11 protein-coding genes are annotated in these 13,137 nt (G+C 66.7%); 4 read left to right on the top strand and 7 right to left on the bottom strand.

Annotated elements, in window-relative coordinates:
• Positions 1–8: 8 nt before the first annotated feature.
• The 6 genes from MRY84_RS06705 to MRY84_RS06680 form a co-directional block, all read right to left on the bottom strand.
• Complete coding sequence (locus tag MRY84_RS06705) at positions 9–1,520, bottom strand: tripartite tricarboxylate transporter permease (protein ID WP_291504966.1); 1,512 nt, start codon at positions 1,518–1,520, stop codon at positions 9–11.
• Between the two features lie 15 nt (positions 1,521–1,535).
• Complete coding sequence (locus MRY84_RS06700) at positions 1,536–2,024, bottom strand: tripartite tricarboxylate transporter TctB family protein (RefSeq protein ID WP_291504965.1); 489 nt, start codon at positions 2,022–2,024, stop codon at positions 1,536–1,538.
• 317 nt (positions 2,025–2,341) lie between these two features.
• Positions 2,342–4,135, bottom strand: a complete 1,794-nt coding sequence (locus MRY84_RS06695) for a type II/IV secretion system protein (RefSeq protein ID WP_291504964.1) — start codon at positions 4,133–4,135, stop codon at positions 2,342–2,344.
• 491 nt (positions 4,136–4,626) lie between these two features.
• Complete coding sequence (locus MRY84_RS06690) at positions 4,627–5,391, bottom strand: spermidine synthase (protein ID WP_291504963.1); 765 nt, start codon at positions 5,389–5,391, stop codon at positions 4,627–4,629.
• Positions 5,392–5,400: 9 nt separating this feature from the next.
• Positions 5,401–6,051, bottom strand: coding sequence for a DNA-deoxyinosine glycosylase (locus MRY84_RS06685; protein ID WP_291504962.1), 651 nt, complete (start codon positions 6,049–6,051; stop codon positions 5,401–5,403).
• A 106-nt stretch (positions 6,052–6,157) separates the two neighbouring features.
• Entirely contained in the window at positions 6,158–6,985 is an 828-nt protein-coding gene (locus MRY84_RS06680; RefSeq protein WP_291505015.1) for a TatD family hydrolase, read from the bottom strand.
• A gap of 314 nt (positions 6,986–7,299) precedes the next feature.
• Here MRY84_RS06680 and MRY84_RS06675 point away from each other — a divergent pair, with 314 nt between their 5' ends.
• From MRY84_RS06675 to MRY84_RS06660, 4 genes are read left to right on the top strand one after another with little or no spacing between them, the layout of a single operon-like run.
• Positions 7,300–8,229: a trypsin-like peptidase domain-containing protein gene (locus tag MRY84_RS06675; protein ID WP_291504961.1), complete on the top strand. Its 930-nt coding sequence runs from the start codon at positions 7,300–7,302 to the stop codon at positions 8,227–8,229.
• A gap of 43 nt (positions 8,230–8,272) precedes the next feature.
• Positions 8,273–9,271: a MoxR family ATPase gene (locus tag MRY84_RS06670; protein WP_291504960.1), complete on the top strand. Its 999-nt coding sequence runs from the start codon at positions 8,273–8,275 to the stop codon at positions 9,269–9,271.
• Positions 9,272–9,297: 26 nt separating this feature from the next.
• Positions 9,298–10,335: a DUF58 domain-containing protein gene (locus MRY84_RS06665; RefSeq protein WP_291504959.1), complete on the top strand. Its 1,038-nt coding sequence runs from the start codon at positions 9,298–9,300 to the stop codon at positions 10,333–10,335.
• Between the two features lie 29 nt (positions 10,336–10,364).
• Positions 10,365–11,408, top strand: coding sequence for a VWA domain-containing protein (locus tag MRY84_RS06660; RefSeq protein WP_291504958.1), 1,044 nt, complete (start codon positions 10,365–10,367; stop codon positions 11,406–11,408).
• A 131-nt stretch (positions 11,409–11,539) separates the two neighbouring features.
• On the opposite strand, the gene MRY84_RS06655 is transcribed toward MRY84_RS06660, so the two are convergent.
• The coding region (locus MRY84_RS06655) for a GGDEF domain-containing protein (RefSeq protein ID WP_291504957.1) at positions 11,540–13,137 on the bottom strand (1,598 nt) is incomplete at its 5' end.

Here is a 13,137-nt window from a genome sequence, read left to right as displayed (position 1 = left end):
CCGTGCCGTCAGTCTTCGACGAAGGCTTCCTCGCGCTTGCTCTTCACCGAAGGCAGCAGCACGATGATGAGCAGCAGCGCCGCAGCAGCCAGCAGGCCCGCCGACAGCGGACGCGTGACAAACACGCTCCAGTCGCCACGCGACAGCAGCAGCGCGCGGCGCAGGTTTTCTTCCATCATCGGGCCGAGGATGAAGCCCAGCAGCAGAGGTGCGGGTTCGGTGCCCAGCTTGTGGAAGATGTAGCCCACCAGACCAAACGCACCCACCATCCAGATGTCCCAGGTGTTGTTGTTGGTCGAATACACACCCACGGCGCAGAACAGCACGATGGACGGGAACAGCCAGCGGTAGGGCACCGTGAGCAGCTTGATCCAGATGCCGATCAGCGGCAGGTTCAAGATGATCAGCATGGCATTGCCCAGCCACATCGAGGCGATCAGGCCCCAGAACAGCTCGGGATTGCTCGTCATCACCTGGGGACCAGGCTGGATGTTGTGGATCGTCATGGCACCCACCATCAGCGCCATCACGGCGTTGGGAGGGATACCCAGCGTCAGCAGCGGGATGAAGGAAGTCTGCGAACCGGCATTGTTGGCCGACTCGGGCGCCGCCACACCGCGGATGTTGCCCTGGCCGAACGGCACTTCACCGGGCTTGAGCTTGGTCTTCTTCTCCACCGTGTAGGCTGCAAACGCGGCCAGCAAGGCACCACCACCGGGCAGGATGCCGAGGGCGGCACCCAGCGCCGTACCCCGCAGCACGGCAGGAATCATGCGCTTGAAGTCATCCTTGGTGGGGAACAGACCTTCCACCTTGGCAGTGAACACTTCGCGCTCGTCATCGGGGCGCGAGAGGTTGGCGATGATTTCGCCGTAGCCGAACACACCCATGGCGATGGTCACAAAGCCGATGCCGTCGGTCAGCTCCGGAATGTCGAAGCTGAAACGCGCGACACCCGAGTTCACGTCGGTACCCACGAGGCCCATCAGCAGGCCCAGCACGATCATGGCCACGGCCTTGAGCAGCGAGCCCGAAGCCAGAACCACGGCGCCAATCAGGCCCAGCACCATCAGCGAGAAGTACTCGGCAGGGCCGAACTTGAACGCCACTTCGGTCAACGGAGGAGCGAAGGCCGCCAGGATCAGCGTACCCACGCAGCCGGCAAAGAACGAGCCCAGGCCCGCCGCCGCCAGCGCAGGGCCAGCTCGGCCCTTGCGCGCCATTTGGTAGCCGTCGATCACGGTCACCACCGACGAAGATTCGCCGGGCAGGTTCACCAGGATCGCGGTGGTGGAGCCGCCGTACTGTGCACCGTAGTAGATGCCCGCCAGCATGATCAGCGCGGCCACGGGCGGCAGCGCATACGTGGCCGGCAACAGCATGGCGATGGTGGCCACCGGCCCGATGCCGGGCAGCACACCGATGAGCGTACCCAGCAGGCAGCCGATGAAGCAGTAGATCAGGTTCTGGAACGTGAAGGCCACGCCAAAACCCATCGCGAGGTTGTCAAATAATTCCATGGTCGGTGCTCCTGCTCAACCCGTGATGAAACTCGGCCACACAGGGAACTGCAGCTTGAGCGCCCAGACGAATGCCACATAACTTCCTATGGCCAGGATCGTGGCCAGAAGGAATACCGATTTGGCGTGGAACTCCTGGCCAGCCAGGCTGGAAATGAAGACCAGCGCATAGATGCCCACGATGAGGCCCATGGCAGGCACACCCAGGCTGGGCAGTCCGCCCAGCAGGATGCCGAACGCAAAGTTGGCAGCCAGGATGAAGAACAGCGGCTTCCAGGCCCACTTGCCGATCTTGTCACCATCCTGCGTCTCGACCGTGGTGGCCTTGAAGGTGATCGCGCCGCCGATGATGGCCAGCAGGATCCCCAGCAGTAGCGGGAAGTAACCCGGGCCCATGCGAGCCCCATTTCCGACGTTGTACGTAGTGGCTCCCCACGCAAACGCCACGCCCACACCCATGAACATGAGGCCGGCAAAGAAGTCCTTTTGACTTTTGATTTTCACGAATTGTCTCCTTGGCGGATTTTCGACTGCGCGATTGTGGGGGCATCCAGGGCGTGCGTGGATGTGGATTCCACCTACATTCCGTAACCCTTCCCGTCCCAGCCATCAGCGGCCATGGGGTCGTAAAGCTTGCCCAGGCCGGGCAGGCAGCGGTTTCGGCAGAGCGCGCGATCTGCCTGAGAGCGGCCAGCAGAACTCAGCGAAGCGGTTCTGGCTAGGCGCTGCGTTGCAGGCAGTACAACGTGTACGACAAGCCGCTGCAACGACGCCTGAGGAGCAAAGGAGTTTTGTTAGCCGCTCTCAGCCTTGCAAGAACGCTATTCGAGCGGTGGCGTTGCGGTAATGACTTCGTCCAGCGTGGTCACACCCTCCGCCACACGCAGCGCCCCCGCCAGCCGCAGCGGGCGCATGCCGTCCTGCACCGCTTGGCGGCGCAGCATGTCGATAGAGGGAGACTGGTTGATCTTTTCCTTGAGGGGCTCGGTGACCGTGAGCAGTTCGTACAGGCCCATGCGGCCCCGGAACCCGCTCATGCGGCAATCGACGCAGCCCACGGGCTTGTAGGGGTGGTAGCCCCCGCTGAGCTTCCACGGCTTGACAGCCGCCATCAGCGTCTCGCGGTCGCCCCCGTCGTCTTTTTGCTTGCACTGCTTGCACAGCGTGCGCACCAGGCGCTGCGCCAGCACGCCGAGCAAGGTGGCGTTGAGCAGATAGGGGGGCACGCCCAGTTCCATCATGCGGGTGATGGCCGAGGGCGCATCGTTGGTGTGCAGCGTGGAGAACACCAGGTGCCCTGTGAGCGCTGCCTGGATGGCCATCTCGGCGGTTTCCAAGTCGCGGATTTCCCCCACCATGATGATGTCCGGGTCCTGGCGCATCAGTGCGCGCAGGCCTTCGGCAAAGTTGAAATCCAACTGGGGCTGCACCTGCGTCTGGTTGAAGCTGGGCTCGATCATTTCGATCGGGTCCTCCACGGTGCTCACGTTAACCTCTTCGGTGGCCACGCGCTTCAAGGTGGAGTACAAGGTGGTGGTCTTGCCGGAGCCCGTGGGGCCCGTCACCAGCACGATGCCGTGCGGCCGCTTGACCAGCGCCTCCCAGCGCTCGGCGTCGTGCTGCGAAAAGCCCAGCGCATCCAGGTCCTTAACGGCGTTGTCCGGATCGAAGATCCGCATGACCATCTTTTCGCCAAAGGCCGTCGGCAGCGTGGACAGACGCATTTCCACCTCATCGCCGCGCTGGTTTCGTGTCTTGATCCGGCCGTCCTGCGGGCGGCGCTTTTCCACCACGTCGATGCGGCCCAGCAGCTTGATGCGCGAGACCATGGCGTTGTGCACGCCCATGGGCATCTGGTAGACCGGGTGCAGCACGCCGTCGATGCGAAAACGGATGACGCCCTGGTCACGCCGCGGCTCCAGGTGGATGTCGCTCGCGCGCTGGTCAAAGGCGTATTGCCAGAGCCAGTCGACCACCTTGACCACGCCCTGGTCGTTGGCATCAAGCTGCTTGTTGCTCTTGCCCAGCTCGACCAGCTGCTCGAAGCTGCTGCCGCCGGAGTTGCCGCCCGCCTTCTGGGCGGCACGCACCGATTTGGCCAAGGCGAAGAATTCGGCGGTGAACCGATGAATGTCCGCCGGGTTGGCGACCACCCGGCGCACCGTGCGGCGGGACTGCCGCTCCACCTCGGCCACCCAGTCCTCGATGAATGGCTCGGCGGTGGCCACCACCACTTCCTTGGGCGTGACCTGCACGGGAAGCACCTTGTGGCGCTCCGCATAGGTCGCGCTCATGGTGTCGGCCACGCGCCCCACGTCCACCTTGAGCGGATCGATGCGCAGGTAAGGCAGGCCCGCGCGCTTGGCAAGGTACTCGGACAGCGCTTCGATATCGAGCGGCTTGCCGTCGCTGGCGCGCGTCATGGCCACGTTGGCCAGACGCACCAGGGCGTGCTGCGAGCTTTCGGCCTGCGAACAGCGGGCGATGGTGCGCTGCGCCTCCTCTTGGGAGATGACCTCGTCATCGCTGAGCCACTGCACCACGCGCCGCCAATCCAGCGGGCCGGCAAAAGGCCGCGCCGTACTGCCTTGTGGGGAAGCCAGGGAAGTTTTCATCAACTGCCTTTCATATGAGACCGTGGTGGGCAGCGCGGGCGCTGATCACCGGAGTTGAATGCTAGTGTCCTGTCCCGTAAATAGATGACGAAATAAAACCGATGGATTTCGCGCCAGGGCAAGGCGCAAACCGCAGCGAGAGTCAGTGCTATCGCGAGGATTTGCAACGCAGCCCTGGCGTGAAAGACGCGGTTTTATTGGCATTTATTTGCGGGACAGGACACTAGGGCCTGTTCACACTATTTTTGCCATTGCGAAGGCCTCTCCCGCCACGCCAATCTAGGCGCGTGACGACGCCAAGGCCGGGGGCCTTGGCTAGGAACGCAACGACGAGTGGCGTGGCGCGGGAAGCCTTCCCTTCGGGTGGCGATGCCCACGGCCCATCCGCGGCGTGGCAACCCCGCGCTGGGGCCCCACCCCAGATTGGTTTGGCGCCTCGCGCATGGCCCTTGGCAACGCAACGCATCTGGCAAAAATAATGTGAACAGGCCCTAGGCCACCACGGGCTTGAACGCCCGCAACCCCTTGGCGGTGGGCAGCTCCCAGCGCTCCTGGATCGCCTGGGCGCGTTCGGCCAGTTCGGCGCGCTTGGGGCGGGTGGGAGTCCTTTGCGCCAGCACCACGGTGTTGCCCTCGCGCGTGGGCTTGAAGGCCCACAGCGCATCTTCGCCAAACGCCGCTGCCATGCTTTGCAGGCTGCGGTCGAAGCTCGACGCACGCCCGAAAAGGTTCACGGTCATGCTGCCGGTTTCGGTGAGCAACGCGCGGCAGTCGGCGTAGAACTCGGGGCTGTCCAGCACGGGCGCGGCGGCTTCATGGTCATACAGGTCCACCGCCAGCGCATCCACCGTGCCCAGCCACATGGGGTTTCTGATCTCTTGCGCGGCATCCGCCAGCACCACGCGCAGCTTGGGACCATCCGGCGGCAGCTTGAACCAGTGCCGGCACACGGCCAGCACCTGCGGGTTGAGCTCAATGGCCGTGGTGCAGATGCGCAGCTTCTTGTGGCAGAACTTGGTGATGGCGCCTGCGCCCAGGCCCAGCTGCATCGCGTGGCCTTTGGAAACCTGAGCCAGGTCGGCAAACAACAGCCAGGCCATCATGCGCTGAACGTACTCCAGCTCCAGCGCAAAGGGCTCGGCAATGCGCATCGAGCCCTGGATCCAGGGGGTGCCCAAGTGCAGGTGGCGCACATCTCCGTCGTCGGACACGCTGACTTCGGGCAGTTCTTTCGGTTTATCTTTCTTGCGGGTCATTCAAGGCAGTCAAAGCAGGCCATGGGTGGACATGAGTGCCGTCCAGGCGGCCAATTTACGCTCAAAGCTCCAGGACGCATTGGCGGGGCTGGTGGAGGGAAGGCGGTGCGACGCGACGGGGCTGGCGAGATCCGCACCAGCACCCTGCTTCCGCCCGGGGCGGGCGGGCACGCCGCCGCCCACCGTCGGGCGGGGCTGGCCAAAACTGGCGAGCACCGCGCGCGCATGCTTGAAGCTTTCGCCGCCATTGTGCGCAACGGCGGCGAGCCGGGGGCACGCCTGACGCAGGCGCGCAAAATCGTTCACTTGCGGATGGCGGATGCTGGTGTCCAGGCTGCCTTCCCGCTCGCAGCTCTCGTACACATCCCACAGGCCCAGCCGCCGTGCCAGCAGCCAGTCGCACCGCGCGGCGTACCCGTCGGTTCCAGCGGGTGGCAAGGGATGCTGCGGCCACAGTGCCTGCAAAATTTTCCAGAAATGGTTTTGTGGGTGCGCATAGTACTGGCGAAGCCTCAAGGAAGCCGCCCCCGGAAAGCTCCCGAGGATCAATACCACCGAGTCCGCCGACACCACCGGCGGCAACCCTGCCAGGCGCGCGGGCGATGCCGGCGGCTGATCACCGGCGTGCGGCGAGGGGGGCATGGTGAGGACTTCGGGCATCCACCCATTCTGACCCCAAACTTTCCGGACTCCCTCACCATTTGCAAAAAAACGATAGCGGCCAACCGTTTGCCACTCAGCGGTGGCTCATCAAAATGTCGGCCATTCAAGCGCGAACGAGGGACCGCAACCGGGGCAGCGCCGCCAGCGCGTTGGCACAGGTGCTGCTGGCCAGCGCGTCCTCGGGCTGGCCGCGCAATTGCGCCAGGAGGGGTGCGATGCGCGCGAGCTCCCCCGGCGTGTTGCGGCCCTGCGGCTGGCCCGCGGCCCGTTGGGCGGCCGTGGTGTACAGCCAGTGGGGCGGGATATCGGGCGCATCGGTTTCGACCACCAGCGCCTCCTGCGGCAGCTCGGCGGCCAAGCGGCGCAGCTGCAGCGCGCGGTCATAGGTCATGGCGCCGCCAAAGCCGAGCTTGAATCCCAGGCCGATGAACGCCTGCGCCTGCTGCAGGCTGCCATTGAAGGCGTGCGCAATGCCGCCTTGCACGGGCAACTCGCGCAGGGCCTTGAGCAGCTTGTCGGCAGAACGCCGCACGTGCAGCAACACGGGGAGGTCGAAACGGCGGGCCAACTGCAGCTGCCCGCGGTAAAAACGCTCCTGCCGCGCAGGGTCCAGGCCCGGCACGAAATAGTCCAGACCGATCTCGCCAACGGCGACCAGGCGCGGATCGTTGCGGTGAGCGTCGAGTTCGCGGGCCAGCCAATCCAGGTCGTCGTCGTGGGCGTCGGGGGTGCACAACGGATGGATGCCCAGCGCGTAGCTGTCGCCGTGGCGGTGCGCCAAGTCCCGCACGGTAGCCCAGTTGCTGCGGGCCACCGCAGGGATCACGCAGTGGATCACGCCCCGATCCCGGGCGTCGCTGCGCACCCGGTCGCGGTCGGGGTCGAACTCCGGGGCGTCCAGGTGGCAATGGGTATCGATCCAGGCGTGCATGGCGCCATGATGCCCCAGCAGCATGGGGATGGCGTGCATAGCCCTCGCGAGTCCGTGGTAGTGCGGGTCGGGATAGGCCGCCAAGCGCCTTTTCGAAGTCAATCGCCCAGCTATTGGCTGGAAAAAGCAACGGCGGACCAGCCGAGGCCACGCTGCCACCGACCGCAGAGGCGTAGGCAGCCCACCCCTACGGGTTCCGCAATACATGCATTCAGCAACACCTTGATGAGACCTCGGATGTGCAGTGGCGGGCGATCCGTGCTAACGTGAATCCGCTCGCGCCCCTGCGGCGTGCTCATCGTCAAGGTGACAGGATGCCCCGGCCCGCCCTCTACATCCAATCCCGCCGCGCCCCCCGCTCCGCGCCGAGCGTGGCCCCGCCCGAGCCCCCCCCCGCGCCGCCGGTCTCCGAAGCGCAGGAAGCCCCGGCCGCCGGGCCCGCCCCAGGCCCCCACCCGTCGCGGCGGCAGTTGCGCGGGCTGTGGGCCACCACAGCACTGCTCGCTGCCCTGCTCATCGCCAGCCTCTGGCTGCACCAGCGCCCGGCCCCGCACCGGATCACGCAGGAGGACATCGATGCCGCGGTGTTGCGCACCCTGGAGACCACCACGCCACCATCCGCCGCCGCGCGGGCTGTGGAAGCCATTTCGCCTTCGATCGTGCGGGTCGTGGGCTACGGCCGCAGCAAGAACGGCAAGGAAGAAGTCGAGCGCGGCATCGGCACCGGTGTGGTGATTGTCGACAAGGGCATCATCCTGACCAACCTGCATGTGGTGGCGGGCTCGGACCGCATTGCCATCACCTTCCACGACGGCCTGGAGACCACGGCCAGCATCACGGGCGCGCAGCCCGAAAACGACCTGGCCGTACTGCAGGCGCACAAGGTGCCCGACGATCTGTTTGCCGCGCCCCTGCGCTCCACGCAGGACCTGCGCCCGGGCGACCACGTGGTGGCGGTAGGCTTTCCGTTCGGCATCGGGCCATCGGCGTCTGCAGGCGTGATCTCCGGCCTCCAGCGCGAGTTCACTTCGCCCGAGGGCAAACGCCAGCTCAGCAACCTGATCCAGTTCGACGCAGCGGCCAATCCGGGCAACTCCGGCGGCCCGCTGGTCACGCTCGATGGTGAGGTCGTGGGCATCGTGACCGCCATCCTCAACCCCACCCCGGCGCGGACGTTCATCGGTATCGGGTTCGCCGTGCCCATCGAAAACGCGGCCTCGGCCGTGGGCATGCCGCCGTTCTAGCGGGCGGCCGCGCATCGTGGATCAGACACAAGGAAGGACACCCATGGAAACCACCACCAACACCGCCACCTTGATGGAACAGGTGCTTTTTGAAGTCAAACGCGTGGTGGTCGGGCAAGACCGATTCCTGGAACGTGTCATGGTGGCCATGCTCGCCCAGGGCCACCTGCTGGTGGAAGGGGTTCCAGGCCTGGCCAAGACGCTCACGGTGAAGACCCTGGCCAGCACGATCCAGGGCAGCTTCAAGCGCATCCAGTTCACGCCCGACCTGGTGCCAGCCGACCTGGTGGGTACACGCATGTACAACCAGAAAACGGGCGAGTTCAGCACGGCACTGGGCCCCGTGTTCACGCATCTGCTGCTGGCCGACGAGATCAACCGCGCCCCCGCGAAGGTGCAAAGCGCCCTGCTGGAGGTGATGCAGGAGCGCCAGGTGACCATTGCGGGCGAAACGCACCGGGTGCCCGAGCCGTTCCTCGTGATGGCCACACAGAACCCCATCGAAACCGAAGGCACCTACGCGCTGCCCGAGGCGCAAGTGGACCGCTTCATGATGAAAGTGCTGCTCTCCTACCCCACCGAGGAGGAAGAGTTCGTGATCGCCCAGCGCGCGCTCGACCTGCCCGTGCAGGTGCTGCCCGTGGCGACCACCAGCCAGCTGGCAGCATTGCAGACCGAGTGCCGCACGGTGTATGTCGACCCCTCGATGCTGCAATACGCGGTGAAGCTGGTGGCGGCCACCCGGGAACCCGCACGGCATGGCCTCAAGGACTTGGCCGCCTTCATCAGCTGCGGGGCCAGCCCCCGCGCCACCATCGCCCTGGCCGAAGGCGCACAGGCTCTGGCCATGCTGCGCGGACGCAACTATGTTCTGCCGGAGGACATGACCGACCTGGCAGCCGATGTGCTGCGCCACCGCATCAGCCTGTCGTACGAGGCGCTCTCCGACGGTCTGGACGCCGACGCGCTGATCCAGCGCATCATGGCCAAGATCCCCGCACCTGCTCGGCCGTTGCACCACGAACGGCAAAAAGCCGCCTGACCCGCCCGCGTTGCCTGAGGCCTGCCATGCGCAACACTCCCCAGCCCTCCCCCGTCGCCCTGGCCCAGGCACTTCCGGCCCAGCCCGCGCAGGCCGACCGGCTGCTGCGCGAGCTGGAGTGGAAGGTCATCCGGCGCCTGGACGGCCTGCTGCAGGGCGACTACCGCACGCTCCTGCGCGGCACCGGGCTCGACCTGGCCGACCTGCGGGAGTACCAGCCACACGATGACGTGCGCCACATCGACTGGAACGTCACCGCGCGGCTGAGCACGCCCCACGTGCGCGTGTTCACCGAAGACCGCGAGATGACGGCGTGGTTTCTGCTGGACCTGAGCCCCTCGATCAGCTTCGGCCCCCCGGGCCATGCCAAGCGCGACATCCTCACGGGGTTCGTGGCCGTGCTCTCGCGCCTGCTGACGCGGCACGGCAACCGCGTGGGAGCGCTGCTGTATGGCGGCGCCAGCAGCCAGGCCGGGCGCGGGGTGGATGCCGTGCTGCCCCCGCGCAGCAGCCGTGCTCACGTGCTGCACCTCTTGCATCGCCTGCTGGAACCCGCCGCGCCTGCCCCCGCATCGCCCCGTGCGCAGCAGGGCGCAGCGACCGAACTGCACCGGCTGCTGCAGGCCGGTTTGGCCAACGTGCGCCGCCGCAGTGCGGTGTTCGTTGTGTCCGACTTCATCAGCGCTCCCGGCTGGGAAAAGCCCCTGGCCCAGCTGGCGCAGCGCCACGACGTGGTGGCCGTGCGGCTGGTGGACCCGCTGGAGATGGAGTTGCCTGACGTGGGCCTGCTGCTGCTGCGCGATGCCGAGAGCGGCGAGCAGCTGCAGGTGGACACGCACGATGCGGGATTCCGCCGCCGCTTCGCGCGCCTGGCCGCCGAACGCGAGGGCGCGCTGCGCACTTCGCTCGCGCGTGCCGGAGCCGACACGCTGGAGCTGAGCACCGATGACGATCTGGTCGACGCCCTGCTGCGCTACATGGACCTGCGCCAACGGCACGTGCGAATGCCGCGTGCCGCGCCGCGCTCAGCCACGGCAGACGCGGCCCTGCCCGCCCAGGCCTGAATCGATTACACACCCGGGACGCACGAACCATGGTTTTCCTCTGGCCCACCTTTCTCTGGCTACTGCTCATCGCCCCGCTGCTGGTGCTGCTGTACTGGTGGCTGCTGCACCGGCGCAAGAAGGCGGCGCTGAGCTATTCGAGCCTGGCGCTGGTGCGCGAGGCCATGGGTCCTGGCCAGCGCCTGCGCCGCCACATCCCGCCGGTGCTGTTCCTGCTGGCGCTGGTGGCGCTGCTGCTGGCCGCGGCGCGCCCACTGGCCGTCATCACCCTGCCCGCGCAGGATCAGACCATCATGCTGGCCATGGATGTGTCCGGCAGCATGCGCGCCGCCGACGTGGAGCCCGACCGCATCACCGCTGCCCAGAACGCGGCCAAGGCCTTCATCGCCGAACTGCCGCGCCATGTGCGCGTGGGCATCGTGGCCTTTGCGGGCAGCGCGCAGCTGGCCCAGTTGCCGACGCAAAGCCGCGAGGACCTCATCAAGGCCATCGACAGCTTTCAGCTGCAGCGCGGCACGGCCACGGGCAACGGCATCATGCTGTCGCTGGCCACGCTGTTTCCCGACGCAGGCATCGACATCGCGGCCCTGGGAGGCCGCCAGGCCATGCGCCCGCGCCCGATCGAAGAGATCGGAAAGCAGGACCCGGCCAAGTCCTTCACCCCGGTGGCGCCGGGCTCCTACACCTCGGCCGCTATCATCATGCTGACCGACGGGCAGCGGACGACCGGCGTGGACCCGCTGGAAGCTGCCAAGTGGGCCGCCGACCGGGGCGTGCGCGTATACACCGTGGGGGTGGGCACGGTACAGGGCGAGACCATTGGCTTCGAGGGCTGGTCGATGCGCGTGCGGCTGGACGAGGAGACCCTCAAGGCCGTGGCCGCGCGCACCAATGCCGAGTATTTCCACGCGGCGACGGCCGAAGACTTGAAGAAGGTCTATGAGACGCTGAGCTCCCGGCTCACGATCGAGAAGAAAGAGACCGAAATTTCTTCGCTGCTGGCCCTGCTGGGCGCCGCGCTGGCGTTGCTGGCGGCAGGGCTGTCGGTGGCGTGGTACGGCCGGATTCTGTAATTTCCGGGCTCCAGCGCCTACAAATCAGGCGCAGGCAGCTATTGATTTAATAGCAAAACTACTTTACACCCTTCCGGCAGGCGATGCCTTTGTGCCAGGGCTGATGCGCCGACGCACACGGGCCGGGGAGATCACACCGGTCCCAACGCCATTCGGCCCGAAGCAGTCACCTCGCGCATCTCCACGCGGTTGCGCCCTGCCCGCTTGGCGTCGTAGCACGCCATGTCGGCCGCATACAGCACCGAGGGCACATCCTGCAGGCTCGCATCCAGCACCACCAGCCCGATGCTCACCCCCAAGGTGAAGCTGCGGCCCTGGTAGGAGGGTTCCCACCCTTGCACCGAGGCACGCAGTTGCTCGGCCACCGCCTGGCCGCGTGCCAGCGCGCAGCCGGGCAGCACCACGGCGAACTCATCGCCGCCCAGCCGCGCAGCCCAGCCGATCTGGCGCACCTGGGATTCGAGCAGCCGGGCCACATGGCGCAGCACGTCGTCGCCTGCGTCGTGGCCCGCGATGTCGTTGATCACCGTGAAGTGGTCCAGGTCCAGGAAAAGCACCACGCCATCGCCCGCGCCCGCCTCGCCGCCCGCCGCCTCCTCGCTCCGTGGCCAAGGAGCGTGCACCACAGAAGGAGCATCGGCTGCAACGCCCGACAAACCGGTCTCGCCGGTTAGCACCCCTGGCGCCCAGGGGTCCACCCTGGGTTTGTCGGCGCTACCCAGCGATCCTCGGTTTTCGGGTGTTTCGCTTCGATGCCTTCTGCCGCGCACGCTCCTAGCGGCGCGCTCGGCCAGCAACAGGCCCAGCCGCTCGTCGAACGCGGCACGGTTGTACAGCTGGGTCAGCGCGTCGTGCGAGCGCTCCCACGCCCGTTCCATCCGCGCCTCGCGGGCGGCGGTGATGTCCTCCAGTATCCATACCGTGCTGCCGCCCTGGGCGCCGCCGTCGGGCTGCACCGCACGGCCCTGCACCCGCGCCCACACGGGTGAGCTGTCCTTGCGCATGAAGCACACGTCCTCGTCGAACACGCCGTGCACCGCGAATTCGGCCTGCACACGCTGCCCCACCTGCGCGTGGTCCGCGTCGCTGGCATACAAGAGGCGTGCGGGGCGCCCCTGCAACTCGCCCTGGACGTAGCCAAGCATCAGGTGCGCCTGGCGGTTGACGACCTCCAGGATCCCGCGGCGCGAAATGACGATGCCCACAGGCGCGCTGTCCAGCACCGCCTGGAACTGGCCGTCCAGCGTGGATTTGTACTGCTGGTGGAGGCTGCCCTGCCGGGCCATGCCTTCAAAAACACGGACCAGGTCTCCCACCTCGCCCCCCGCACGCGGCCACGCCAAGGCGTGCCCCGCACCTTCTCCGGATGCCTGCGTGGCCCGCTGCAGCATCTGGCGAGCGCGGTACGTGAGCTGGGCCAGGGGCTGGGCCATCCAGCCCATCAGGGCGGCCATCAGCAGCAAGCACAGCAGCATGCTGGCGGCAGCCAGCCACCACGCCTGGCGCTGCGCCCCTTGCAGCGGCGCCAGCAGGGATTGGGAAGGACTGACGCGCGCCACGATCCACTGCGGCAGCGGCATGCCCGCCATGCTAACGATGTGCTCGGCCTCCAGCTGGGTGGAGGCGCGCCCCATCACCGGTTGCGCCTGGTCGAGCCAGCGGCGGTACACGGGTGCCAGCCCCGCCTCGTCGCTGACCTTGCCCAGGATGCGGGCGGGGTCGGAATGCG

The organism is Acidovorax sp. (assembly GCF_022763525.1).
Lineage (GTDB): Bacteria > Pseudomonadota > Gammaproteobacteria > Burkholderiales > Burkholderiaceae_C > Acidovorax.
This window is presented reverse-complemented; position numbering and strand designations above follow the sequence as displayed.